The organism is Bradyrhizobium oligotrophicum (assembly GCF_051168495.1).
Lineage (GTDB): Bacteria > Pseudomonadota > Alphaproteobacteria > Rhizobiales > Xanthobacteraceae > Bradyrhizobium > Bradyrhizobium oligotrophicum_A.
Window position 1 is genome coordinate 62,505 of record NZ_JBNPVB010000022.1, and the last position, 25,570, is coordinate 88,074.

The following is a 25,570-nucleotide window of genomic DNA, read 5'->3' on the forward strand; positions in this document are numbered from 1 at the left end:
AGGGTGGGCCGAACGAGCGGCTCGCGTTTCTTGTCTTGCTTCTCAGAAGCGGCATTTCAGCGGGAAACGGCGGCTGTGTCCAGACAGGAATGGCCGCGCGCGCTATCGCGCCGCGACAGGCCCGCCATCGGGCATATCTGCTGCGTCAAGCCGAGAACGCGTGCGACGGAAACGGGGCCGAGCGGGCTAGCCGCAGGTCCAGACCATGCCGACCGGCGTCCGCGTCCAGCACGGGCCGAAGCTGCCGCCATTGTAGTGGCCGCGATAGAAGCCGGGCTGGCCGAAATAGTGCCACTCGCCGTTGTAGAGCATGTATTTGGGCGTGCCGTCGATGTACCAGTTGCGGCGGCTGCCGCGCGGTCCGTTTCGCATCGCCTCCTTGTCGGCATAGAGCGGCAGGCTATTGTTGGGCGGCTGCTTGTAGCCCGGGAGGAAGCCATAGCCCTGCCAGCGATGCGCCTTGCGCTTGTGCGCCGGCGCGGCAATGGCGATGGCCGGCACCAGCAGCAGGAGCATCACGATCGACACGATGAAACGATGCGGCATCTCGGAAGCCCGTTTGGTGCGACGGCTGGAATCTTTAAGCTCGATTGCGGCGCGGCAACGGCCGGACCGTCATGAAATGTTTCAGCGATGCCGCCGATGCGCGCGCCGCGGCGGGGGCGACGGCGGCGCGAAGAACGGATTGACGTCGCACATCGCGGACCGGCCCGACGCGGACGCGCGGCATTGCGGCAGCGACGTATAGCTGCAGTCGATCCACTCGCCACCGCCCCACCGGCCTTCATAGACCTTCATGCAGACGGGATAGCGCGGATCGTAGGCCTGGGCGTGAGCCGGAACCAACGTCAGGATGAGCGCGAGAGCGCTCCAGGCCAGGACACGCATCAGAATCTCCACCTCAATTCGGCCCGTGAGTCAGCCGGTCGAGCCGATACAGGCGCTGTTTATCCGTCACCGACGGCTGTCGCAACGCGTGCATTCGTGCAAGGCTCGGAAAATACCGCAGGCGTAGCCCAACGGGCACGGGACCGCATTCAAAAACAGGCTTGCATCATGCCCAAGGTCGAGATTGCTGCCGTTCCACGCCGAAAGGGCTCCGGCTATCCGGCGCCGCACGATCAGCCCTGCTCCGAACGGATTCGGCAGCGCCTCGGGGAGGCCGGGGGATTGGTCGATTTCGGGGTCAACCTGATGCAGCTGCCGCCCGGCGGCTGGTCGAGCCAGCGTCATTGGCACTCTCACGAGGACGAGTTCGTCTACGTCCTGGCGGGTGAACTGGTCCTGATCGAGGACGGCGGCGAATCGATCCTGCGCGCCGGCGATTGCGCGGCATTCGCAAAAGGCACTGGAAACGGGCACCACCTGGTCAACAGATCGGTGACCACCGCAACCTATCTCGAAGTCGGCTCGCGATCGCCTGATGACGTCACGACCTGCTCGGACGTCGACATGATGAGCAGCAATGCCGATGGCCGCTTCCTGCACACGGACGGAACACCCTATCCGGAGCGCTAGACCAACGTCCTTCGCGGATCAGCCCGCCTGCTCCGGATCCTGGCTGCCGCGAAAGCCCATCGCCAGCACGTAGCGCTCCGACGAATCCTGCCGGCTCGCCGAAGGCTTGACGTGCCGGACGCTGGTGAAATCGCGCTTGAGCTGGGTCATCAGGTCGGCATCGGCGCCGCTCTGGAAGGTCTTGGCAAGGAAGCTGCCGCCGGGCTTGAGCACCTCGCCGGCGAAATGCGCCGCGAGTTCGACGAGGCCGACGATGCGCAGCTGGTCGGTCTTGCGGTGGCCGGTGGTGTTGGCGGCCATATCCGACATCACCACGTCGGCGCGGCCGCCGATCATTTCCCGAAGCTTCTCGGGCGCCTCCTCCGCGTGGAAATCGAGCTGGGTGAAGGTGACGCCGGGAATCTCACCCATCTCGAGCAGATCGATCGCGATCACCTTGCCCTTGCCCGCATCGGCGCCGACGCGCCGCGCCGCGATCTGGCTCCAGCCGCCGGGCGCCGCGCCGAGATCGACCACGGTCATGCCGGACTTGAGCATGTGATATTTGTCGTCGATCTCGATCAGCTTGTAGGTCGCGCGCGAGCGATAACCGTCGCGCTTGGCCTGGGCCACGTAGGGATCGTTGAGCTGGCGCTCCAGCCAGAGTTTTGAGGACAGCTTGCGCTTGCCCCCGGTCTTGACCTGCACATGCATGCGGCCGGTGGTGTCTTTTGCCATGTGGGTCTCTGTAGTGGTCCTGCGAACCATCGTCGATGGGATCGCTCGGTACTCGAGCAACAACGCCAGTTGCGAGGGTCACCCTCCCCTGGAGGGGGAGGGTCGATCGGGAGCGAAGCGAGCGATCGGGGTGGGGTGAGCCACGGAAAGACTGCCCGTGGGGCTCACCCCCCACCCCGTCTCCCATTCGCTTCGCTCATGTGAGCCGACCCTCCCCCTCCAGGGGAGGATGAAGAACTCACGCCGTTCTCAGCGCCCCGTCCTCGCGCATCATTTCCACCAGCATGCCCTCGCGCAGACCGCGATCGGCGACCCGCAGCCGCGGCAGCGGGAACGCGTCGCGGATGGCGTCGAGAATGGCACAGCCGGCGAGCACGAGGTCGGCGCGGTCGATGCTGATGCAGTTGTTCTCGGCGCGCTCCTGGTAGCTCATCGTCAGCAGCTTGGCGATCGTCGTCGTGATGTCGGTATCGTTGATCCAGATGCCGTCGACCCGGCGGCGATCATAGCGCGCGAGGTTGAGGTGGATGCCGGCGAGCGTCGTCACGGTGCCGGAAGTGCCCAGCAGATGCATGCCGGCGAGGTCACCGCCATGCTCGGCCGCGAACGGGCCGACATGGCCGGCCACGGTCTCGACCATCGCAGCATAGACCTCCGGGGTCACGTCACGACCGCCGAAACGCTCGGCGAGCGTCACGACCCCGAGCGGGATCGACATCCAGGCCTTGATCCGCGGTTCCGCATTGCGGTCGGCCGGGTCGCGCTCGATCCTGACCAGCTCGCTGGAACCGCCGCCGATGTCGAACAGGATCGCGCCCCGCCCGCCCGGATCGAGCAGCGGCGCGCAGCCCTTCACGGCCAGCGCCGCCTCGGTCTCGCGGTCGATCACCTCGAGATCGATGCCGGTTTCGGCGGCTACCCGGCTGCGGAACCCCTCGGCATTGGCCGCGGCGCGGCAGGCCTCGGTCGCGATCAGGCGCAGTCGGCGCGCCTTCTTCGACTGGATCTTGTCCCGGCAAATGGACAGCGCCGCGATGGCCCGATCCATCGCCGCGTCGCTGATGCAACCGGTGGTCGAGATACCCTCGCCAAGCCGGACGATGCGCGAGAAGGAGTCGACCACGCGGAAGCTGTCGCCCGAGGGACAGGCGATCAGGAGCCGGCAATTGTTGGTTCCAAGGTCCAGGGCCGCATAGACGCTGCTGCCATTGCTGGCGCAGGAAGGCGTCGCGACGTCCAGACCCGGATGCAAGCCGGGCCCCAGGTTCCCGCGCGGCCTCGGACTCTCCCGCAGCCGCGTGTCATTGATCATTCAAATGTCTTTCCGCTGGCCGAACCGGCCCAGATGGAAGTTCTCTTTCCGAGACATTATCAGTGGAGTGCGCCGGCGCAACAGCCCCTCTGTCAGGCGTGATGCACCATTCCTAATCAACCGTTGTCCGGCCGCGGACCCTGCACTATCTGGGAACAGCCCGCTTTTGCGCCCCATCCAGCTCCCCGGATCCGTCTCCATGCAAGATCACACCTCCCCGGCCTCCCTCGAAAACGCGATCGCGCTGCAGAAATACGGCGTCGGGCAGCCGGTCCGGCGCAAGGAGGACGACACGCTGGTCCGCGGGCACGGCAAATATACCGATGATTTCAATCTCCCTGGCCAGGCGCACGCCTGGATGGTGCGCTCCAGCCACGCTCACGGGATCATCAAGGGCATCGACACCACGGCCGCCAAGGCGATGCCGGGCGTGCTCGGGGTGTGGACCGGCGCGGACCTCGCGGCGGCCGCCTATGGGCCGTTCACCTGCGGCCTGCCGCTGAAGAGCCGTGACGGCTCGCCGCTGCTGCAGACGAACCGCGGTGCGCTGGCGACCGACAAGGTGCGCTTCGTCGGCGACCCCGTGGCTTTCGTGGTGGCGGAAACCCTGGCCCAGGCCCGCGACGCGGCCGAGGCGGTCGAGCTCGATATCGAGCCCCTGCCAGCCGTGACCAATGCCGAGGAGGCCGCCAGGCCGGGCGCGCCGCAGCTCTATGACCACATCCCGAACAACGTCGCCCTCGACTACCATTATGGCGACACCGCCAAGATCGACGAGGCCTTCGCCAAGGCCGCGCATGTGACCAGGCTCGACATCGTCAACACCCGCGTCGCCGTGGTGTCGATGGAGCCGCGCGTGGCGCTCGCCGCGTTCGATGGCAAGAGCGAGCGCTTCACGCTGCAGGTGCCGACCCAGGGCGTGTCCGGCAACAAGGCGACCTTGGCCAAGATCCTCAACGTCGCGCCGGACAAGGTCCGCATACTCACCACCAATGTCGGCGGCTCGTTCGGGATGAAGAACGTCTCCTATCCGGAGTATGTCTGCATCCTGCACGCCGCGAAGGAGCTGGGGAAGCCGGTGAAATGGCGCGACGAGCGCACCACCGCCTTTCTGTCGGACAGCCAGGGCCGCGACCAGATCATCCATGGCGAGCTCGCGCTCGATTCCGACGGCAAGTTCCTTGCCGTCAGGCTCTCCGGCTATGGCAATCTCGGCGCCTACATCATGGGCGTCGCGCCGCTGCCGCTGTCGCTCAACGTCGGCAAGAACCTCGCCAGCGTCTACAAGACGCCGCTGCTCGGCGTCGACATCAAGACGGTGCTGACCAACATCACACTCATGGGCGCCTATCGCGGCGCCGGCCGGCCCGAGGCGAACTACTTCATGGAGCGGCTGATCGACACCGCCGCGCGCGAGATGGGCATCGACCGCCTCACCATCCGCAAACGCAACTTCATCAAGCCGAGCCAGATGCCGTTCCCGGCCGCCTCGGGCGTCACTTACGACTCCGGCGATTTCGCCGCCGTGTTCGAGAAGGCACTGGAGGTCTCCGACTATGCCGGCTTCGCCAAGCGCAAGCGCGAGAGCCGCAAGGCCGGCAAGCTGCGCGGCATTGCGGTCGGCTCGTATCTCGAGGTGACCGCGCCGCCGAGCGGCGAGCTCGGCAAGATCACCTTCGATGCCGATGGCGGCGTCACGCTGACGACCGGCACGCTCGACTACGGCCAGGGCCACGCGACGCCGTTCGCGCAGGTGCTGTCGGCGCAGCTCGGCGTGCCCTTCGACAAGGTCCGGCTGGAGCAGAGCGATTCCGATCTCGTGCGCTTCGGCAACGGCACCGGCGGCTCGCGCTCGATCACCGCGACCGGACAGGCCATCGTCGAATCCTCTCAGCTCGTCATCGCCAAGGGCAAGCAGGCGGCCGCGCATCTGCTGGAGGCGTCCGAGGCCGACATCGAGTTCGCGGGCGGCCAATTCACCATCGCCGGCACCGACCGCAGCATCGACATCATGGAGCTGGCGCGGCGCATGCGCGAGGGCAAGATGCCCGAGGGCGTGCCGGCCTCGCTCGACGTCGACCACAATTCGACCGCGACCGAGTCGACGTTCCCCAATGGCTGCCATGTCTGCGAGGTCGAGATCGAGCCGGACACCGGCGTCGCGCAGATCGTCGCCTACACCGCCATCAACGATTTCGGCACGGTCATCAACCCGATGATCGTCGCCGGCCAGCTGCATGGTGGCGTGGCGCAAGGCATCGGTCAGGCGCTGATGGAGCATCTGCGCTACGACGAGAGCGGCCAGCCGATCACCGGCTCACTGATGGACTACGCCCTGCCGCGCGCCTCCGACGTGCCGATGATGACGGTCGACAACCATCCGGTGCCCGCCAAGAGCAATCCCCTGGGCACCAAGGGCTGCGGCGAAGCCGGCTGCGCCGGCTCGATGGCGAGCGTCATCAACGCCGTGATCGACGCGCTGTCGGACTATGGCGTGAAGCATCTGGACATGCCGCTGACGACGGAAAAACTCTGGCGCGCGATCCAGGACGGCAAGGCGAAGTCGGCGGCGTGAGACACGCTGCCGCAAAGTGCAGTGCTGAGTGGGTGCCCCGCTCTCTCCTCCGTCATGGCCGGGCTTGACCCGGCCATCCACGAATCCCAGCGACGATCGACGTGAGTGCCCGGGCCTTCGCCGCGCCGAAGCGGCTTCGGCCGCGCAGGCGGGACAAGCCCGGGCATGACGATCTTTGTTTGGAGGCAGCGTGCCTCTCATCTCGTCCGCGCAGGCGGAGCATGACAGCGTGCCTGGCTGAAGGCAGCTGCCCTGTTCAGGCCACCTGTTCGCGCGGCTGATAGATCGCGACGTGGTGGCAATGTGCCAGCGGCCGCGTGCCGTTCGCCACCACCAGTGCGTCGATCTCGACGAAGCGGTGGCCCTTCTTTTCGTAGTTGGCGACCACCCGTCCCCGCGCAGTAATCTCGTCGCTCTCCGCAATCGCCGACAGCAATTGCATCCGGCTGCCGACGTGAATCCAGGGGCCGAGCACGACATTGTCGACCAGCAGGCGGTTCATCACCCGCTGCAGCATGCCGGGATGACCGAACCGCTGTTCCGCATAGATCGGATCGCGCTCGCGGATCTCGGCGAGATACGCCGTCGCCGCCTGTCCCGGCCACGCACGCGGCGCCGCGCCGAGCCAGCTTCCGAGAGCGAACGACTCCGCGCCGACCGGCGGCCGCACCACGATAGGCGGAACATCGCGATAATCCGCCAGCGCGACATCGGGCACCGACGCCGGCAGCGACGCGGAACCGGTGGCGCAGAGCTCGCCTTTGCTGATCACCGCGAGGCTGAGCCCATCGCCCACCTCCTCTGCCTTGACCTCGGCGATCTCCCCGTCATAGACCGGCTTGATGAAGCGCGCCTCGATCAGGCCGCGCTCCAGGAACGCCCGGCCCCAGCGCGCGACCGGCTGATGCACCATATAGGCCAGCACCTCGACGCCCGGCACGAGGCCGCCTGCGAAGCCAAAACGCTTGGCCACGCTGTCGTCGTGCATCTTGTTCTCGGACTGCTTGGCCGTGTTGAACGCCTCGACCGCATAGGCCGCCATGTCTGCCATCCACACCTCCCTTTGACCCGTTTTTCGGCGATGGTAGCGGCCGGACAGGTCCTGGCAAGCGGCTCGCAATTCTGTCTGCGATGGGGTACCAACCGGCCATTCGAACAGATGGCCCGATGACGACCGAAACCACCGAACCCGCCCCGATCCGAATCTATGTCGACGCCGACGCCTGCCCGGTGAAGGACGAGATCTACCGCGTCGCGCTCCGGCACGGCGTGCCGGTCAGCGTGGTCGCCGGCAATTTCATCCGCGTGCCGCAGGATCCGCTGATCGAACGCATCGCGGCCGGCTCCGGCATGGATGCCGCCGACGACTGGATCGCCGAACGCGCCAGGACCGGCGACATCGTGATCACGTCGGACATCCCGCTGGCGAGCCGCTGCGTCAAGCTGGGCGCCGCGGTGCTGGCCCCCAACGGCAAGGCGTTCACGGAGGAATCGATCGGCATGGCGCTCGCCGTGCGCAACCTGATGACCGACCTGCGCTCGTCCGGCGAGGTCACGGGCGGACCGCGCGGCTTCACGCCGCGCGACCGCTCGGCCTTCCTGTCAGCCCTGGACCAGACCATTCGCCGCAGCCAGCGCCAGCGCGCCGACCAGCACGCGCAGCAACAGAGTTAGCATCATGGCGCCCCCGCTCATCCAATTGAAAGACATCCGCCTGACCTTCGGCGGCACAGCCCTGCTGCAGGGCGTCGAACTCTCGGTCTCGCCCGGCGAGCGCGTCTGCCTGATCGGCCGTAACGGCTCCGGCAAATCGACCTTGCTGAAGATCGCCGCCGGCCTGGTCGAATGCGACAGCGGCACGCGCTTCGTGCAACCCGGCGCCACCGTGCGCTATTTGCCGCAAGAGCCGGACTTCTCCGGCCACGCCACTACGCTGTCCTATGTCGAGGCCGGCCTCGGGCCCGGCGACGATCACTATCAGGCGCGCTATCTCGTCGAGCAGCTCGGGCTGACCGGTGAGGAAGATCCGGCTCATGTCTCGGGCGGCGAGGCGCGCCGCGCGGCGCTGGCCCGCGTGCTGGCGCCCAATCCCGACATCCTGCTGCTGGACGAGCCGACCAACCATCTCGACCTGACGACGATCGAATGGCTGGAGAACGAGCTCGACGGCCGGCGCTGCGCGCTGGTGCTGATCAGCCATGACCGCCGCTTCCTGACCAATCTGTCGCGCGCCACCGCCTGGCTCGACCGCGGCCAGATCAAGCAGATCGACCGCGGTTTCGCCGGCTTCGAGGCGTGGCGCGACGAGGTGTTCGCGGAAGAAGAGCGCGAGCAGCACAAGCTCGACCGCAAGATCGTCAACGAGGAGCACTGGCTGCGCTACGGCGTGTCGGGCCGGCGCAAGCGCAATGTCAAGCGGCTCGCCAACCTGCATGCGCTGCGCCAGCAGCGCCGCGACTATCGGGGCACGGCGGGCGCGGCCAATCTCGCTGCCGCCGAGGCCGACAAATCCGGCAAGCTCGTCATCGAGGCGAAGGGCGCCTCGAAGGCGTTCGGTGAGCGCAAGATCGTCGATAATTTCTCCATCCGCATCCAGCGCGGGGATCGCATCGGCATCGTCGGCCCGAACGGCGCCGGCAAGACCACGCTGGTCAATCTGCTGACCGGCGGCGACCAGCCCGACAGCGGCAGCATCCGGCTCGGCGTCAATCTGGAGACCGCGACGCTGGACCAGCATCGCGAAAGCCTCGACCCGCGAACGACGCTGGCCGAGGCCTTGACCGGCGGGCGTGGCGATCACGTCATGGTCGGCGGCAAGCCCAAGCACGTCGTCGGCTACATGGAAGACTTCCTGTTCGCGCGCGAGCAGATGCGCACGCCGCTCGAAGTGCTGTCCGGCGGTGAGCGCGGCCGGCTGATGCTGGCCCGCGCGCTGGCCAAGCCGTCGAACCTGCTGGTGCTGGACGAGCCGACTAACGATCTCGATCTGGAGACGCTCGACGTGCTCGAGGACATGCTCGGCGACTACGAGGGCACGGTCATCCTGATCAGCCACGACCGCGACTTCCTCGACCGCGTCGTCACCTCGGTGATCGTGCCCGAGGGCAACGGCAAATGGCAGGAATATGCCGGCGGCTACAGCGACATGCTGGTGCAGCGCGGCGCCGACCTGAAGCGCGAGCACGCCGCGGCCGCAGCCGCCGCCGCCGACGAGAAGAAGGCGTCGAAGCCTGCCGCCGCGCCATCGAGCGCGCCGAAGCGCAAGCTGTCCTTCAACGAGAAGCACGCGCTGGAGACGTTGCCGAAGACGATCGCGAAGCTGCAAGGAGAGATCGCGAAACAGCAGAAGCTGCTCGACGATCCCGCGCTCTACGCGAAAGACCGCAAAAAGTTCGACGCCGCCTCCCTCGCGCTGGCCACAGCGCAGGCCGAGCTCACCGCCGCCGAAGACCGCTGGCTGGAGCTCGAGGTGCTGCGCGAGGAGATCGAGGGCGGGTGACGCGTCCTGTAGGGTGGGCAAAGGCGCGCAAGCGCCGTGCCCACCGCGATCTTACGCAAGAAGAATTGGTGGGCACGCTTCGCTTTGCCCTCCCTACGTTCTCTTCGTCATTGCGCGCGAAGCGACGCAATCCAGGGCTGCAGTCGCGACTCTGGATTGCTTCCGCCGTCGCCCTTCGGGCTATGGCGGACAAGTCGTCGCTTCGCTCCTCGCAATGACGGCAACATGGAGTGAATGACATGACCACGCCGCTCGCCGCGAAAATCGCCCGCGAATATGGCACGCCCTGCGCCGTCATCGACATGGACAAGGTCGAGCGCAACATCGCGCGCATCCAGGCGCAGTGCGCGGCGGCTGGCGTCGCCAACCGTCCCCACATCAAGACGCACAAGAGCCCGGTGCTGGCGAAGCTGCAGATCGAGGCCGGCGCGCAAGGCATCACCTGCCAGAAGATCGGCGAGGCCGAGATCATGGCGGATGCCGGCATCACCGACATCCTGATCAGCTACAATCTGATCGGCGAGGAGAAGATGGCGAGGCTCGCCGCGCTGCAGGCCAAGGCCGACATGACGGTTGCCGCCGACAACGCCACCGTCATCGACGACCTGCCGCAGGCCGCGAAGCAGTCGGGACGCACGCTGTCCGTCGTGGTGGAATGCGACACGGGGCGCAAGCGTGCCGGCGTCGAGACGCCGGCCGAGGCGATCCAGCTGGCGCGCCAGATCAAGGCCAGCGAGGGCCTGCGCTTCGCCGGCTTCATGATGTACCCGACCGAAACCGGCTGGGACGAGGCGCAGCGCTTCTATGACGAGGCTTTGGCCGGCGTGCGCGCCGAAGGGCTGGAGGCGACCATCGTCTCGACCGGCGGCTCGCCCAACCTGAAGAATCTCGGCAAGCTCAAGGGCGCCACCGAGCACCGGCCCGGCACCTACATCTACAACGACCGCATGCAGGTCGCGGCCGGCGTCGCCAGCTGGGACGACTGCGCGCTGCACATCTACTCCACCGTCGTCAGCCGCGCCGCGCCCGAGCGTGGCATCCTCGACGCCGGCTCGAAGACGCTCACGACCGACACCGGCGGCCTCGACGGCCACGGCCTGATCCTGGAGCACCCGGAAGCCAAGATCGCCCGCTTCGCCGAGGAGCACGGCTTCCTCGATCTCTCCCGCAGCAACACCCGCCCCAATGTCGGCGACGTCGTCCGCATCGTCCCCAACCACGTCTGCGTCGTCGTCAACATGATGGACGAGGTCGTGATGGTGCGCGGCGAGGAGATTTTGGGCGTGTTGCCCGTCGCCGCGCGCGGCAAGCTGCGATAGGCTCACGCTCTCTCCACCGTCATTGCGAGGAGCGATCCCCGCAATGACGACTAATAAGGGTGGGCAAAGAGGCGCACGCGGCAACGCCGCGTCGCATCGTGCCCACCGCGGTCAACGCAAGCGCGGACGGTGGGCACGCTGCCGCCCCTGCGGGCGGCTGCTTTGCCCACCCTACGATTCCGATGCAGAGGCAATTCGCCACTCATCCATGGAGTTGTAGACCGTGGTTTCCGGCCAGCGCGGACCGTGCTCACGACGACCGGTCCAAGTCAGATGGATCTGGGCAACACGCCCGTCGTTCAGCGCGCCCAGCACACGGTCGCAATCGTCGCGTTTGGCGATAATATGGACAGACAGCCCGGCGAGCACATGCCGCGGAGAAAGCTCGCGCGCGAGCTCGGCTTCCAACGCTGCGCGAAGATCATCATCTGCGAGCAGGTACCAGGGCTCGGGAATCTGCTCGCTCATATGTTGTTCTTCAGCCACCTCAGCGTCCCTCTTCCTGCGGCGGCGCCGGTCGCGAACGAGGCTTGCAGCAGATAGCCGCCGGTCGGCGCTTCCCAGTCGAGCATTTCGCCGGCGGCGAACACGCCGGGTAGACGCTTGAGCATGAGGTCGGCGTCGAGTTCATCACGCGCGATGCCCCCGGCGCTGGAGATCGCGCGCGCCAGTCCGGCGGTGCCCGTCAGCCTGACCGGCACGGCGTTGATCAGCGCGGCGAGACGGTCCGGCGAGAGCGATGACAGCGACAGGCCTTGCGCTTTTGCCGCCTCCTGCAGCAGCCCTATCGCGACGGGCGACAGTTGCAGCGCCTTGCGCAGCACATTCGAGAACGACTGCTTGCCGCGGTGCGCTGACAGCCGCTTGACCAGATCGGCGGTCGCGAGATCGGGTCGCAGCGCGACGTGAAGACTGGCCGCGCCTTCCAGAGCGATTGCCTCGCGCAACTCGGCCGACAGCGCATAGACGGCGCCGCCCTCGATCCCGTCGCGCGTAATGACGGCCTCGCCGCGCACGCTGCGATCGGCGAACGCCAGCGCAATGCCCTTCAGCGGCTGGCCCTCGAAGCGGTCGCGGAAGATGTCCGACCATGTGGCGGTAAAGCCGCAATTGGCCGGCCGCAGCGGCGCGATCGCGATGCCCCTCTCGCTGAGAAGCGAGACCCAGCCGCCGTCGGAGCCGAGCCGGGGCCAGCTCGCGCCGCCGAGCGCGAGCACGGTCGCATCGGCCGTGATCGCACGCGGTCCTGCCGGTGTCTCGAATGTCAGCCGCCCTGCGCCGTCCCAGCCGGTCCAACGATGCCGCAGCTCAAGGCGCACGCCCTGCGTGGCCAGCCGGCGCAGCCATGCCCGCAGCAGCGGCGAGGCTTTCATCGCAACCGGAAACACGCGGCCCGAGGAGCCAATGAAAGTGGGCTCGCCGAGCGCCTCACACCAGTCGCGCAGCCGCTGCGGCGGGAACGCGCGGATGGCCGGCTCGAGCCATTCCGCCGCCTCGCGATAGCGCGCCAGGAAGGCGGGCAGCTCCTCGCTGTGGGTGAGATTGAGGCCGCCGCGGCCGGCCATCAGAAACTTGCGCGCAACCGACGGCATCGCGTCGTAGACGGTGACGGAAGCCCCGCCCTCGGCCAACACCTCGGCCGCCATCAGTCCGGCGGGCCCGGCCCCGATGACGGCGACATTCTTGCGCAAGCGGTTGGCCGCGTCCGACACGACATCTCCAGGCATCGGCTTAGCCCCTCATCCTGAGGAGCGGCTGCAAGCCGCGTCTCGAAGGATGAGGCCCGTGCACGGCCTCATGGTTCGAGACGCACGGCTTCGCCGTGCTCCTCACCATGAGGGGCAAAAGCCGACGGCGGCACTGCACACCGGACCATGAACACGCCGAGAGGCGTGTTCATGGAGAGGGTAGACGACTTTGCACTTACAGCTTGAGCCCCAGCCGCGCGGCAGCCTGGCCGACGTATTTCTGCGTCTGCTCGAACGCGCCCTGCAGCGCCCTCGCCTTCGACATGTCGCTGATCTCGGCGAAATGCGCGGCAATCGCGTCCGGGGTCCACTCCTCCGGCGGCAGATTGATGCCCTCGCTCTCCAGGATCTTGATCACCGCGAAGGAGCCGGCGCCGGCGCCCATGATGGTGCGGGTCGGCGCGTCCTCGCTGAGCAGATATTCCACCGCGGGCGTGATCGATTCCGGCTTCATCAGGGCCAGCGCCTGCGGCGGGAGCAGCTCCTCGGTCATGCGGGTGGCCGCCGTCGGCGAGATGATGTTGACGCGGATGTTGGTCTTGCGGCCCTCCTCCGCCAGCACGTTCATCAGGCCGACCATGCCGGTCTTGGCTGCGCCGTAATTGGCCTGGCCGAAATTGCCGAACAGGCCGGACGACGAGGTCGTCAGCACGATACGGCCGTAGTTGCGCTCGCGCATGCCGTTCCACACCGCCTTGCAGCAATAGAAGCTGCCGACCAGGTGCACGTCGAGGACCTTGGCGAAGTCGGCCACCTCCATCTTGCCGAACGACTTGTCTCTGAGAATGCCGGCATTGGCGCACATGATGTCGACGCTGCCCCACTCCTTGGTGGCGCGCTCGACCATCGCGGTGACCTGCTCGAAGTTCGAGACGTCCGCGCCGTCGGCCATCGCGGTGCCGCCGGCCTTGCGGATCTCCTCGACCACCGTCTCCGCCGCCGTCATCGAGCCGCCGGTGCCGTCGCGGGCGCCGCCGAAATCATTGACAACGACCTTGGCGCCGCGGCTCGCCAGCCCCAGCGCATGCGCGCGCCCGAGACCATTGCCTGCGCCGGTGACGATGGCGACGCGTCCGTCAAATCTGATTGCCATGATGCTGTGTCCTAGGCTCTTGGCTCGTCCTGCCCGGGCTTGACCCGGGCATCCATCGACTTGGAGATGACTCTCGGTCTTGATGGATCGCCGGGTCAAGCCCGGCGATGACGAGGGATGGGTGTGGTAGGGAGTTAGCTCAGATAGATCAGTCCAATCCAGTCGGCGACCAGAGCGGGCTTCTCCTCGCCCTCGATCTCGACCGTGACGTTGGTGCGCGACTGCAATTCCTTGGGCTTGCGCAGCGTGGCTTCGGCGAGCACGAAGCGGCCGCGGACGCGCTTGCCGGATTTCACCGGCGAGATGAAGCGCAGCTTGTCGAAGCCGTAATTGACGCCCATCGCGGTGCCTTCGATCGCAGGCACCACCTCATAGGCCATCACTGACAGCATCGACATCGTCAGGAAGCCGTGCGCGATGGTGGTGCCGAACGGCGTCGCCTTGGCCGCTTCCGGATCGACATGGATGAACTGATGATCCTCGGTCACATCGGCATAGGTATCGATGCGCTTCTGATCGAGCATGTGCCAGGACGACACGCCAATCTCCTGCCCGACCATGGCCTGGTAGGCTTCCAGCGAAATCGGCGGCTTCTTCCAGATCTGATGATTCATTTCTTACTGATCCTGCCTTGTTCAAGCCCGGTTTGGGAAGCCACGTGATCCGCCGACCTCACCGCGCCGTCATGGCCGGGCTCGTCCCGGCCATCCACGTCGTCCGGCCTGCTCAGCGCGACGTGGATGCCCGGGCATGACGAGTAACCCAACTCACGCCGCCATTGTAGCCCTAACCAAATCGTCTTCTAGACCTCGTGCCCGGACGGCCTCGTCTTCAGCTCGGGGAAATCCTCTTCCTTGAATTCCGTGCCGCGGAGATGGTCCGTGCGGTTGTCCTCGTGCTCCAACCGGCGCAGCTGCACGCGGCGGATCTTGCCGGAGATGGTCTTTGGCAACTCGGTGACCAGCTCGAGCCGGCGGATACGCTTGAACGGCGCCAGCCGCGCGGCCAGATGCGTGAAGATCGACAGCGCCGTTTCGCGCGAGCGCTCCGCGCCGGATGTGAGCAGCACATAGGCTTTGGGAATCGCAAGCCGGATCGGATCAGGGCTCGGCACCACGGCGGCCTCGGCGACCGCCTCATGCTCCAGCAGCACGCTCTCCAGCTCGAATGGCGAGATGCGGTAGTCGGAGGATTTGAACACGTCGTCGGAGCGGCCGACGAAGGTGAGATAGCCGTCCTCGTCCTGGAACACGACATCGCCCGTGCGATAGCGCGTACCGTCGGCGCCAGTGAGCTTGCCGTCATCGCCCTGATAGCCCTGCATCAGGCCGGCCGGACGCTCGCCCGTGAGCGCCAAGGTGATCTCGCCTTCGCTCGCCGGATTGCCGTCGATGTCGGCGACCTCGACGCGATAGCCGGGCAGCGGCCGGCCCATCGAGCCGATCTTCAGCGTCTGGCCCGGCGAGTTGCCGACGATGGCGGCGGTCTCAGTCTGGCCGTAGCCGTCGCGGATCGTCAGGCCCCAGGCAGCGCGGACCTGGTCGATCACCTCCGGGTTGAGCGGCTCGCCGGCGCCGCAGGCCTCGCGCAAACTCACTTTGAAATCGGCGAGATGCTCCTGGATGAACAGCCGCCACACCGTCGGCGGCGCGCACAGCGTCGTCACGCCGCAGCGGCGGATGATGGCCAGCAGACCCTTGGCGTCGAAGCGCGGCTGGTTGACCACGAACACGGTGGCGCCGGCATTCCACGGCGAGAAGAAGCAGCTCCAGGCGTGCTTGGCCCAGCCCGGCGAGGAGATGTTGAGATGCACGTCGCCCGGCTGCAGGCCGAGCCAGTACATCGTCGAGAGATGTCCGACCGGATAGCTGCGATGGCTGTGCCGCACCAGCTTCGGCTTGGCCGTCGTGCCGGACGTGAAATACAGCAGCATCGGATCATCCGGCTGCGTCGGCCCGTCCGGCGTGAACGCCTCGGCGGCATCGGCAGCCTGCTCGAAGGGCAGCCAGCCGGCGGGTGTCGTCGGGGCACCGACGACGATGCGGACGAGATCCCCGGCGCCGAGATCGGCGAACTTCGCCACCTGGTCCTGCGCTGCGACCACCGCCTTGGCGCGGCCGCGCTCCAGCCGGTCGCGCAATTCGTCGGTCGTCAGCAACGTGGTCGCGGGGATCACGACGACGCCGAGCTTCATCGCGGCCAGCATCGTCTCCCACAGCGGCACGACGTTGCCGAGCAGCAGCAGCAGATGGTCGCCGCGCTTCAGGCCCTGCGCGCGCAGGAAGTTCGCGACCTGGCTTGAGCGGCGCGACAGTGCTGCGAAGGACAGCTTGGTCTGGCGGTCCTGAGCTGCATCGAAGATCCACAACGCAGTGCGGTCGCGGCTCTCGGGATCGGAGGCGAGCTCCGCGTCGAACCAGTCGAGCGCCCAATTGAACGGCATCGGATCCGGCCAGCGGAAGCCCTTCACCGCAGCGTCGTAGTCGGTGCGATGCGCCAGCAGAAACGCGCGTGCGTCCTTGAATGTCGTCATCAGCGGGTCCCGGCGAGCTTGCGGACGTGCTGAATGATGCCTGAGAAATCGACGCCACCATGGCCGGCGGCATCGAACGCCTTGTAAATCTCCTGCGCATGCTGGCCGAGCGGCGTCGCAGCACCGGACGCCTTGGCCGCATCCTGCGACAGCGTGAGATCCTTCAGCATCAGCGCCGTGGCAAAGCCGGGCTTGTAGTCGTTGTTGGCGGGCGAGGCAGGCACCGGCCCGGGGACGGGGCAATAGGACGTCAGCGACCAGCACTGGCCGGACGAGGTCGAGGCGACGTCGAACAGCGCCTGGTGCGACAGGCCGAGCTTCTCACCCAGCGCAAAAGCCTCGCCGACCGCGATCATCGAAATGCCCAGGATCATGTTGTTGCAGATCTTGGCCGCCTGGCCGGCGCCGGCGCCGCCGCAATGCACGATCTTCCTGCCCATCTTCTCCAGGATCGGCTTGGCCTTGGCGAAGGCGCCCTCCTCGCCACCGCACATGAAGGTGAGCGTCGCGGCCTTGGCGCCGCCGGTGCCGCCGGACACCGGCGCGTCGATGGCGTCGATGCCATGCTTGGCGGCCAGCGCATGCGCGGCGCGCGCGCTTTCGACGTCGATGGTCGACGAATCGATGATCAGCGCGCCGTTGGACATTGCGGGCACGACATCATTCCAGACAGCCAGCACATGCTTGCCGGCCGGCAGCATGGTGACGACGGCGTCCGCCCCTTTCACGGCCGCGGCGGCGCTGCCGGCAATCTCGGCGCCGTCGGCCTTGGCCTGCGCGCACGAGGCCTCGGCCAGATCGAACGCGACCACCGTGTGGCCGGCTTTGACCAAATTGGCGGCCATCGGGCCGCCCATGTTGCCGAGGCCGATGAATGCGATCGTTGCCATGGTTCGTTGTCTCCCTCGACCTGCTTGTTATCTCGTTTGCGGGAATGTCAGCTCGTCGGCACCGATCTCGGCGAGATAGCGCGCGAGCATCTCGGGCGTGACCTGATCGACATCCGGCGGCGACCACCGGGGATTGCGGTCCTTGTCGATGATCGCGGCGCGCACGCCCTCGCGGAAATCATCGCTGCGGAACACTTCGAGCGCGGCGCGATACTCGCGCACCAGGCATTCTTCCAGGGACACCGCGCCGCGCGCCAGCCGCAGCAGCTTCAACGTCACGACCATGCCGCGCGGCGACTTCTCCTTCAACGTCTTCAGGGTCGCGAGCGCGAGCTCGGAGCCATCGGCTTCGAGCGCCGCAGAGATGTCGTGCATGCCGTCATGGGCAAACCATGCATCGATCTGCGCCTGCTGCGCGGCAACCGGCCCGGCGGCCTCCGCTGTCGCGAAGCCTGCGATCAGCCGGTCGATCTCGACGGACAGCGTGCCCGGCCGAACCTTGGTCAGGACCTCGCGCAGCACCGGCCATTTTTCGGTCGGCACGACGGCGTCAGCGAACCGCGCATGAATCGCGTCGGGCCCGTTCATGGTCTGCCCGGTCAGGCCGAAATAGGCGCCGAGCTCGCCCGGCGCGCGCGACAGCAGCCAGGTGCCGCCGACATCCGGAAAGAACCCGAGGCCGACTTCGGGCATCGCGAGCCTGGTCTTCTCGGTCACGATGCGATGGCGGCCATGCGCCGAGAGCCCGACGCCGCCGCCCATCACCAGGCCGTCCATGTAGGCGACATAGGGCTTGGGGAACGCGGCGATGCGCGCGTTCATGATGTATTCCTGACGCCAGAACACCTTGCCGAGGTCGCCATTGACCTTCGAGCTCTCATAGAGCCCGCGAATGTCACCGCCAGCGCACAGGCCGCGTTCGCCCGCGCCTTCCAGCACGACGACGGCCACGGCGGGATCCACCTCGAACTGATCGAGCGCCGCGTCGATGCCCATCGACATCTCCAAGGTCATCGCGTTGATCGCCTTGGGCCGGTTCAGCCGGATGATGCCGGCCGAACCTTCGCGCCGGACGATCAGGTCGCCTTCGACCAATTCGCTCATCGCGCGGCCTCGATCAGCTTGCGCGAGACGATCAGCCGCATGATCTCGTTGGTCCCTTCCAGGATCTGGTGCACGCGCAGGTCGCGCACGATCTTCTCGATGCCGTATTCGCTGAGGTAACCGTAGCCGCCATGCAGCTGCAGCGCCTGGTTGGCGACCTCGAAGCCGACGTCGGTCCCGAAGCGCTTGGCCATCGCGCACAGCATGGTCGCGTCGGCATCCTTGCGGTCGAGCGCGGCCGCGGCGCGCCAGACGAAGGTGCGGGCCGCCTCCAGCTCGATCGCCATGTCGGCGATGCGGAACTGCAGCGCCTGGAATTCGTCGAGCCGCTTGCCGAACGCCTTGCGCTCTTTCGTGTAGGCCAGCGTCTTGTCGAGCGCGCTCTGCGCGCCGCCGAGCGAACAGGCGGCGATGTTGAGACGGCCGCCGTCGAGGCCGGCCATCGCGATCTTGAAACCGATGCCTTCCTCGCCGAGCCGGTTCGCCACGGGCACGCGCGCGTTCTCGAAGATCACGGCGCGGGTCGGCTGCGCATTCCAGCCCATCTTGCGCTCATTGGCGCCGAACGACACGCCGGGCGTCTTGGCGTCGATGACGAGAGTCGAGATGCCGCCGGGACCGTCAGCGCCCGTGCGCACCATGGCGACGAGGATGTCGGTGGCGCCGGCGCCGGAGATGAACTGCTTCTGCCCGTTCAGCACGTAGTCGTCGCCGTCGCGCACCGCGCGGGTGCGCAGCGCCGCCGCATCGGAGCCGGCGCCCGGCTCGGTCAGGCAGTAGCTCGCGATGAGGTCCATCGGACAGAGCTTCGGCAGATATTCCTGGCGCTGCGCCTCGGTGCCGAAGGTGTCGATCATCCACGACGCCATGTTGTGGATCGAGATGAAGGCCGACACCGTCGGGCAGCCCGTCGCCAGCGCCTCGAAGATCAGCGCGGCGTCCAGACGGGTCAGGCCCGAGCCGCCGACATCGTCGCGGATGTAGATGCCGCCCATGCCGAGACTGGCCGCTTCGCGCATCACGTCGACAGGGAAATGCTTCTCCTCGTCCCAGCGCAGCGCATGCGGCGCGATCTTCTCGGCCGCGAAGGCGCGGGCCATGTCGCGCACCGCGATCTGATCCTCGTCGAGAGCGAACTGCATCCGTTCTCCGCGTTTCCCGATTTTTGATTGTTGGCGTTCGGCGTATCCTCAACCTCCGTCATTGCGAGGAGCGAAGCGACGAAGCAATCCAGACTTATGGACGACGCCCTGGATCGTCGCTTCGCTCGCAATGACGAAATGGGAGCCCTCGCGGGCTCCCATTCGTATCACTTCATCAGCGGGATCGAGAACTCCGCGCCTTCCTTGACGCCCGACGGCCAGCGCGAGGTGACGGTCTTGGTCTTGGTGTAGAAGCGGATCGAATCCGGGCCGTGCTGGTTGAGGTCGCCGAAGCCGGACTTCTTCCAGCCGCCGAAGGTGTAGTAGGCGATCGGCACCGGGATCGGCACGTTGATGCCGACCATGCCGACATTGACCTTGGCGGCGAAATCGCGCGCGGCATCGCCGTCGCGGGTGAAGATCGCGACGCCGTTGCCGTAGTCGTGGTCCGACGGCAGCGCCAGCGCCTCGGCGTAGTCCTTGGCGCGCACCACCGACAGCACGGGTCCGAAGATCTCTTCCTTGTAGATCCGCATGTCCTTGGTGACGTTGTCGAACAGGCAGCCCCCCATGTAGAAGCCGTTCTCATAGCCCTGCATCTTGAAGCCGCGGCCGTCGACGGCAAGCGTGGCGCCTTCCTTGACGCCGATGTCGACGTAGTTCTTCACACGCTCGACCGCCTCGCGCGTCACCAGCGGACCATAATCGGCCGACGGATCGATCGAGGTGCCGATCTTCAGACTTTCGACGCGCGGGATCAGCTTCTCCATCAGCCGGTCGGCCGTGGTCTTGCCCACAGGCACCGCCACCGACACCGCCATGCAGCGCTCGCCGGCCGAGCCGTAGCCGGCGCCGATCAGCGCATCGACCGCGTGGTCGAGATCGGCGTCGGGCATGATGATGGCGTGGTTCTTGGCGCCGCCGAAGCACTGGCAACGCTTGCCATGCGCGGCCGCGCGCTCATAGATGTATTGGGCGATCGGCGACGAGCCGACGAAGCACACCGCCATGATGTCCGGATCCTCGAGGATGGCGTCGACCGCCTCCTTGTCGCCGTTGACGACGTTGAGGATGCCGGCCGGCAGGCCGGCCTCGATCATCAGCTCGGCGAGCTTCATCGGCACGCCCGGATCGCGCTCGCTGGGCTTCAGGATGAAAGCATTGCCGCAGGCGATGGCGGGGGCGAACTTCCACAGCGGAATCATCGCCGGGAAATTGAACGGCGTGATGCCGGCAACGACACCGAGCGGCTGGCGCATCGAGTAGATGTCAATTCCGGGCCCCGCTCCTTCCGTGTACTCGCCCTTCATCAGGTGCGGAATGCCGCAGGCAAACTCGACCACTTCGAGACCGCGCTGGATGTCGCCCTTGGCATCGGGAACGGTCTTGCCATGCTCACGGGCCAGGAGCTCGGCGAGCTGGTCGTAGTCGCGCTGAGCAAGTTCCAGAAACTTCATCATGACGCGCGCGCGGCGCTGCGGGTTGGTCGCAGCCCAGGCCGGCTGCGCGACCTTGGCGTTCTCGACCGCGGCCCGGAGCTCGGCGCGCGAGGCCAATGCGACCTTCGCCTGCACGTCGCCGGTCATCGGCTCGAAGACGTCGGCCGTCCGACCGGACGTGCCCTTGACCTCTTTGCCGCCAATGAAATGGCCGATTGAACGCATGTGGTATCCTCCGCAGGGGGTAATCAATGCCGATTTGGCCGGCATCTTGCAGCCTTTGCGCCGTTTGGGAAGGGTTTAAGCGCTGATCGGCGCTGCGAAATTGCAGCCCCGACTTCCCCGGCGAGACCCCTGCCACGGGTACGTCCTGGTCGTTCCCCGACTCAGCGTTTCGCGGCTGCAGCCTTCTTCACCGGCTTTTGCGCGGCCGGCCGCGCCGTGGCCTTGCCGGCCGATCCGCCAGCCGCGATCGCCAGGGCCACCTCGCGTCCCGAGCTCAGGATCTCATCGGACAATTCGCCGCTGCCCGTCAGCCGCGCCATTACCAGCGTCCCCGTCAGCGTCGCGAGCATCGCCGACGCGCGCTTGCGCGCCGTCTTGCGCGGCACATCGATCACGTAGTCGGCGAACAGGCCGATCAATTCTTCCAGCTTGGCCGCGAAGGCCTTGCGTGTCTTTGCGCTCTCGCGCGCAATCTCCGCCCCGAGCGCCGGGACCGCACAGCCATGACCGACGTCGTCCCGATGCTGCGCGGAAAGATAGCCATCGACGATCGCGGCAAGCCGTCTCTGCGGCGGCAGCTCATCGAGCAGCTCGCGCCAACGCGCCACCGAACGGTCGACCGCATAGCTGAACGCTTCAACGACCAGCGCCTCGCGCGAATCGAAATGCGCGTAGAAGCCGCCATGGGTCAGCCCAGCCTCCTTCATCAGGTCGGCAACACCGACGCCGTGAGCGCCCTTCTCGCGCAATCGCACCGACGCCTTGCGCACGATTCGCGCGTGAGTTTCCGCCTTGTGTTCAGGAGAATAACGCATAGCCGTCCCATTGAATGTCTGCGGTCATACAATAGCAGTTCTGCGCCCAGCTCGCTGCAGCTATCTGATGAATTCGAGTTGATCTAAATCAGGACCGTGACACCATTCCAGATACCGGAACTCACCCGCCCCAAAACACCAAGAGGCGCAATATGGACATGCCCGATTCTCACTGCCGCGTGAGTCGCGACGGCCGCGGCGTCGTCCGGCTGACGATCTGCAATGCGGGAGCACTTAACATCCTCGGCTCTGCTGCAATCGTTGGCATCCAAACGGCACTGCAGTCTCTGGCGGAGGACCACGGCATCCGCGTTCTCGTGCTCGCGGGAGAGAGCGAGAAGAGCATGATCGGCGGCGCCGACATCAAGGAGATGGCCAAGCTCGACCAGGCCTCCGCGGAAGGGTTCATTTCACGACTGGCGGGACTCTGCGAAGCGGTACGCAATTTTCCCGCCCCCGTGATTGCCCGGATGCCGGGCTGGTGCCTCGGCGGCGGCCTGGAGGTCGCGGCCGCCTGCGATATCCGCGTTGCGGGACATGATGCCCAGTTCGGCATGCCGGAGGTGCGCGTCGGCATTCCCTCGGTCATTCATGCCGCGCTGCTGCCGCGACTGATCGGCTGGGGCCGCACACGCTGGCTGCTGATGACGGCCGACACGATCGACGCGCCGACCGCGCTCGCCTGGGGCCTGGTCGATGCCGTCGCCGCAGAAGGAGAGCTCGATCGCGCGGTCGAGAAAGTCGTTGAATCGCTGCTCGCATGCGGGCCCGAAGCTCTGCGATCGCAGAAGGCCCTGCTGCGACAGTGGGAGGACCTGCCGCTCAAGGACGCGATCGAGATGTCGATCGGCGCGTTCGGACGATCGTTCCTCACCGACGAGCCGAAACGCCTGATGCAGCACTTCATCGACCGCAAGCGCTAGAGCGCAAGTTTCTCCAAGTTTCCCTGCGCAGTTCTCGGCAATCTCGCATCGTCGTCACGACACGTTGAGCGACATCACCGGGGTTTTCTTTTCCATGGCAGCATTATATGATGATCATAATCTTTTTATCCAGGAGCCTGCCATGGCCTCGTCCGATCCCGTCGTGATCCTGTCCGCCGCCCGCACCCCGCTTGGCCGTTTCATGGGTGAATTGTCGCCGCTGAGCGCGCACAAGCTCGGGGCGCATGCGATCAAGTCGGCGCTCGAACGTGCGGCCGTCGCGCCGGATGCGGTGCAGGAGATATTCATGGGCAATGTGCTGTCCGCCGGTCAGGGCCAGGCGCCCGCCCGCCAGGCCGCGCGCGGCGCCGGTCTGCCCGACGGCACGGGCGCCACCACGATCAACAAGGTGTGCGGCTCAGGCATGAAAGCGACGATGCTGGGGCACGACATCATCAGCGCGGGTTCCGCGGATATCGTCGTGTCCGGCGGCATGGAGAGCATGAGCAACGCGCCCTATCTTCTCGCCAAGGCCCGCGGCGGCTATCGCGCCGGCCATGACCGCATTCTCGATCACATGATGCTGGACGGGCTCGAGGATGCCTACGAGACCGGTCGCTCGATGGGCGATTTCGGCGAGGCGACCGCCGAGGCCTATCAGTTCACCCGCGCCGACCAGGATGCCTATGCAATCGAGACGCTGACCCGTGCCCGCAGGGCGGTCGAGGGCGATGCGTTCGCGGCCGAGATCGCGCCGATCACGCTCGTCGAGAAGTCGGGCCCTCGGCTGGTCGCCAATGACGAGCACCCGCTGAAGGTCGATCCGGCGAAGATCCCCGCACTGAAGCCGGCCTTTCGCAAGGACGGCACCATCACGCCGGCTGCCTCTTCCGCGAATGCCGACGGCGCCGCGGCTCTCGTGCTCGCGCAACGATCACGGGCCGACCGCGACCGGCTGCCTGTCATCGCCGAGATCAAGGGGCACGCGACGCACAGCCAAGAGCCGCAATGGTTCACGACGGCGCCGATCCCGGCGATCCGCAAGCTGCTCGACAAGGTCGGCTGGCGGGTCGAGGACGTCGACCTGTTCGAAATCAACGAGGCGTTCGCAGTCGTCGCCATGGCTGCGCAGCGCGACCTCGGCATTCCGCGTGACCGGCTGAACGTCAATGGCGGCGCCTGTGCGCTCGGACACCCGATCGGCGCCACCGGCGCGCGCCTGATCGTGACGCTGCTGCATGCGATGCAGGCCCGCGGAGTGAGGCGCGGCGTGGCCGCGCTGTGCATCGGCGGCGGCGAGGCAACGGCGATCGCGGTCGAGCGGTAGCGGGGTCACGGCAATGTCCTGAAATGAGGGAACATTGTCATTCATGTCACACGCCCGCTCTGGCACGATGAGTGGGCCTCCCTCGGATTGGACCAGGACTCTCATGATCTCGAACCAGCTTGCAGCGGCCCTCGACCGGCGCAACATCCACTATGGCTGGGTCATGGTCGCCGTGACCTTCTTCACGGCGCTCGTGTCCGCCGGCACGGTGGGAGCACCGGGCGTGTTCATCGTGCCGCTGCAGCAGGAGTTCGGCTGGAGCACCGCGGAGATCTCCTCGGCGCTGTCGATCCGCTTCGTCCTGTTCGGGCTGATGGCGCCGTTCGCCGCCGCCCTGCTCAACCGCTACGGCCTGCGCAACATCACGCTGCTGGCGCAGCTGATCGTGGTATCGGCGCTGGTGGGATCGCTGGCGATGAGCCAGGTCTGGCAACTCGTGCTGCTGTGGGGCGTGGTGATCGGCATCGGCACCGGCATGACCGCACTGGTGCTGGGCGCCACCATCGCCACGCGCTGGTTCGTCGCGCGCCGCGGGCTCGTCGTCGGCATCCTCACGGCGAGCGTCGCCACCGGGCAGCTGGTGTTCCTGCCGCTGCTCGCGAGCCTGACCGAGCGGCTCGGCTGGCGTGTCGCGCTCGGGTTGATCTGCGTCATGCTCGGCGTCTCCGCAACCGCGGTGCTGCTGCTGATGCGCGACCGGCCGAGCGAACTCGGCTTGCGCCCCTATGGCGACACGGGCACCGACCCGATCGTCCCGCCGGCCCCCGTCACCACGCCGATCCTCGCGGCGGCACTCGGCACCCTGCGCGACGCCTCGCGCGCGCCGGTGTTCTGGATGCTGTTCGCGACCTTCTTCATCTGCGGCGCCTCGACCAACGGTCTGGTCCAGGTGCATCTGATCCCGATGTGCCTCGATTTCGGCATCCCGCAGGTGCAGGCCGCCAGCCTGCTCGCGGCGATGGGCATCTTCGACTTCTTCGGCACGATCATGTCGGGCTGGCTGTCGGACCGCTATGACAATCGCTGGCTGTTGTTCTGGTACTATGGGCTGCGCGGCCTGTCGCTGCTGTTTCTCCCCTTCACCGATTTCTCGTTCTATGGCCTGTCGCTGTTCGCGATGTTCTACGGCCTCGACTGGATCGCCACCGTGCCGCCGACGGTGCGGCTGACGGCGCAGCGGTTCGGGCCGGAGCGCGCCAACCTGGTATTCGGCTGGGTGTTCGCCGGACATCAGCTCGGCGCCGGCACCGCCGCCTTCGGCGCCGGCCTGTCGCGCACCTTGCTGCAGAGCTACCTGCCGGCCTTCTTCACCGCCGGCGCGCTGTGCATCATCGCGGCGCTGCTTGCTCTCATGATCGCGCGGCAGGCCAAGCCTGCCGCGGCGTAACATT

General features: G+C 66.7%; 23 protein-coding genes. 8 read left to right on the top strand and 15 right to left on the bottom strand.

The features are described from left to right. Positions 1-186 precede the first annotated feature (186 nt). Together ACQR1B_RS30820 and ACQR1B_RS30825 are read right to left on the bottom strand one after the other, a co-directional pair. A complete protein-coding gene (locus ACQR1B_RS30820) occupies positions 187-546 on the bottom strand; it encodes a hypothetical protein (RefSeq protein ID WP_434836514.1) in 360 nt (119 codons plus the stop codon). An 81-nt stretch (positions 547-627) separates the two neighbouring features. Next, a complete protein-coding gene (locus ACQR1B_RS30825) occupies positions 628-888 on the bottom strand; it encodes a DUF3551 domain-containing protein (protein WP_434836513.1) in 261 nt (86 codons plus the stop codon). Between the two features lie 168 nt (positions 889-1,056). Here ACQR1B_RS30825 and ACQR1B_RS30830 point away from each other — a divergent pair, with 168 nt between their 5' ends. After that, complete coding sequence (locus tag ACQR1B_RS30830) at positions 1,057-1,518, top strand: cupin domain-containing protein (RefSeq protein ID WP_434836512.1); 462 nt, start codon at positions 1,057-1,059, stop codon at positions 1,516-1,518. Positions 1,519-1,536: 18 nt separating this feature from the next. Here ACQR1B_RS30830 and ACQR1B_RS30835 read toward each other — a convergent pair whose 3' ends face one another. Continuing rightward, positions 1,537-2,235 (bottom strand): RlmE family RNA methyltransferase, encoded by a 699-nt coding sequence (locus tag ACQR1B_RS30835; protein WP_434836511.1) that lies wholly within the window; start codon positions 2,233-2,235, stop codon positions 1,537-1,539. Between the two features lie 238 nt (positions 2,236-2,473). Next, the gene (locus ACQR1B_RS30840) at positions 2,474-3,547 is read right to left on the bottom strand and encodes a Ppx/GppA phosphatase family protein (RefSeq protein WP_434836510.1); all 1,074 of its coding nucleotides are present in this window, start codon (positions 3,545-3,547) and stop codon (positions 2,474-2,476) included. Between the two features lie 199 nt (positions 3,548-3,746). On the opposite strand from ACQR1B_RS30840, the gene ACQR1B_RS30845 reads away from it, so the two are divergent. After that, positions 3,747-6,122, top strand: a complete 2,376-nt coding sequence (locus ACQR1B_RS30845; RefSeq protein ID WP_434836509.1) for a xanthine dehydrogenase family protein molybdopterin-binding subunit — start codon at positions 3,747-3,749, stop codon at positions 6,120-6,122. Between the two features lie 256 nt (positions 6,123-6,378). On the opposite strand, the gene ACQR1B_RS30850 is transcribed toward ACQR1B_RS30845, so the two are convergent. After that, positions 6,379-7,173 carry a hypothetical protein gene (locus tag ACQR1B_RS30850; protein WP_434836508.1) on the bottom strand — a complete coding sequence of 265 codons (795 nt, stop codon included), beginning with the start codon at positions 7,171-7,173 and terminating at the stop codon, positions 6,379-6,381. A 116-nt stretch (positions 7,174-7,289) separates the two neighbouring features. Between ACQR1B_RS30850 and ACQR1B_RS30855 the strand changes: the two genes are divergently transcribed. From ACQR1B_RS30855 to ACQR1B_RS30865, 3 genes are all read left to right on the top strand, one after another. Further along, positions 7,290-7,796 (top strand): YaiI/YqxD family protein, encoded by a 507-nt coding sequence (locus ACQR1B_RS30855; RefSeq protein ID WP_434836507.1) that lies wholly within the window; start codon positions 7,290-7,292, stop codon positions 7,794-7,796. A 4-nt stretch (positions 7,797-7,800) separates the two neighbouring features. Next, positions 7,801-9,621, top strand: coding sequence for an ABC-F family ATP-binding cassette domain-containing protein (locus tag ACQR1B_RS30860; RefSeq protein ID WP_434836506.1), 1,821 nt, complete (start codon positions 7,801-7,803; stop codon positions 9,619-9,621). 239 nt (positions 9,622-9,860) lie between these two features. Next, the gene (locus ACQR1B_RS30865) at positions 9,861-10,940 is read left to right on the top strand and encodes a D-TA family PLP-dependent enzyme (RefSeq protein WP_434836505.1); all 1,080 of its coding nucleotides are present in this window, start codon (positions 9,861-9,863) and stop codon (positions 10,938-10,940) included. 171 nt (positions 10,941-11,111) lie between these two features. Here ACQR1B_RS30865 and ACQR1B_RS30870 read toward each other — a convergent pair whose 3' ends face one another. From ACQR1B_RS30870 to ACQR1B_RS30915, 10 genes are all read right to left on the bottom strand, one after another. Next, the gene (locus tag ACQR1B_RS30870) at positions 11,112-11,408 is read right to left on the bottom strand and encodes a hypothetical protein (protein ID WP_434836504.1); all 297 of its coding nucleotides are present in this window, start codon (positions 11,406-11,408) and stop codon (positions 11,112-11,114) included. Continuing rightward, complete coding sequence (locus ACQR1B_RS30875; RefSeq protein ID WP_434836503.1) at positions 11,405-12,667, bottom strand: NAD(P)/FAD-dependent oxidoreductase; 1,263 nt, start codon at positions 12,665-12,667, stop codon at positions 11,405-11,407. Before ACQR1B_RS30875 ends, ACQR1B_RS30870 begins: the two co-directional genes overlap by 4 nt. A 196-nt stretch (positions 12,668-12,863) precedes the next feature. Further along, positions 12,864-13,781, bottom strand: a complete 918-nt coding sequence (locus tag ACQR1B_RS30880) for an SDR family NAD(P)-dependent oxidoreductase (RefSeq protein WP_434836502.1) — start codon at positions 13,779-13,781, stop codon at positions 12,864-12,866. Positions 13,782-13,915: 134 nt separating this feature from the next. Then, positions 13,916-14,395: a MaoC family dehydratase gene (locus ACQR1B_RS30885; RefSeq protein ID WP_434836501.1), complete on the bottom strand. Its 480-nt coding sequence runs from the start codon at positions 14,393-14,395 to the stop codon at positions 13,916-13,918. A 188-nt stretch (positions 14,396-14,583) separates the two neighbouring features. Continuing rightward, entirely contained in the window at positions 14,584-16,314 is a 1,731-nt protein-coding gene (locus ACQR1B_RS30890; RefSeq protein ID WP_434836500.1) for an AMP-binding protein, read from the bottom strand. After that, positions 16,314-17,204, bottom strand: a complete 891-nt coding sequence (gene mmsB / locus ACQR1B_RS30895) for a 3-hydroxyisobutyrate dehydrogenase (RefSeq protein ID WP_434836499.1) — start codon at positions 17,202-17,204, stop codon at positions 16,314-16,316. The genes ACQR1B_RS30890 and mmsB overlap by 1 nt, the downstream gene beginning before the upstream one ends. A 27-nt stretch (positions 17,205-17,231) precedes the next feature. Next, positions 17,232-18,308, bottom strand: coding sequence for an enoyl-CoA hydratase/isomerase family protein (locus ACQR1B_RS30900; protein ID WP_434836498.1), 1,077 nt, complete (start codon positions 18,306-18,308; stop codon positions 17,232-17,234). After that, positions 18,305-19,450, bottom strand: coding sequence for an isobutyryl-CoA dehydrogenase (locus tag ACQR1B_RS30905; RefSeq protein WP_434836497.1), 1,146 nt, complete (start codon positions 19,448-19,450; stop codon positions 18,305-18,307). The genes ACQR1B_RS30900 and ACQR1B_RS30905 overlap by 4 nt, the downstream gene beginning before the upstream one ends. Positions 19,451-19,617: 167 nt before the next feature. Then, positions 19,618-21,114, bottom strand: a complete 1,497-nt coding sequence (locus ACQR1B_RS30910) for a CoA-acylating methylmalonate-semialdehyde dehydrogenase (RefSeq protein ID WP_434836496.1) — start codon at positions 21,112-21,114, stop codon at positions 19,618-19,620. A 161-nt stretch (positions 21,115-21,275) separates the two neighbouring features. After that, entirely contained in the window at positions 21,276-21,929 is a 654-nt protein-coding gene (locus tag ACQR1B_RS30915; protein WP_434836495.1) for a TetR/AcrR family transcriptional regulator, read from the bottom strand. Between the two features lie 152 nt (positions 21,930-22,081). Here ACQR1B_RS30915 and ACQR1B_RS30920 point away from each other — a divergent pair, with 152 nt between their 5' ends. From ACQR1B_RS30920 to ACQR1B_RS30930, 3 genes are all read left to right on the top strand, one after another. Next, entirely contained in the window at positions 22,082-22,852 is a 771-nt protein-coding gene (locus tag ACQR1B_RS30920; RefSeq protein ID WP_434836494.1) for an enoyl-CoA hydratase, read from the top strand. A 142-nt stretch (positions 22,853-22,994) separates the two neighbouring features. Next, a complete protein-coding gene (locus ACQR1B_RS30925; protein ID WP_434836493.1) occupies positions 22,995-24,179 on the top strand; it encodes an acetyl-CoA C-acyltransferase in 1,185 nt (394 codons plus the stop codon). Positions 24,180-24,282: 103 nt separating this feature from the next. After that, on the top strand, positions 24,283-25,566 hold the full coding sequence (locus tag ACQR1B_RS30930; RefSeq protein ID WP_434836492.1) for an MFS transporter: 1,284 nt from the start codon (positions 24,283-24,285) through the stop codon (positions 25,564-25,566). Positions 25,567-25,570: the final 4 nt, after the last annotated feature.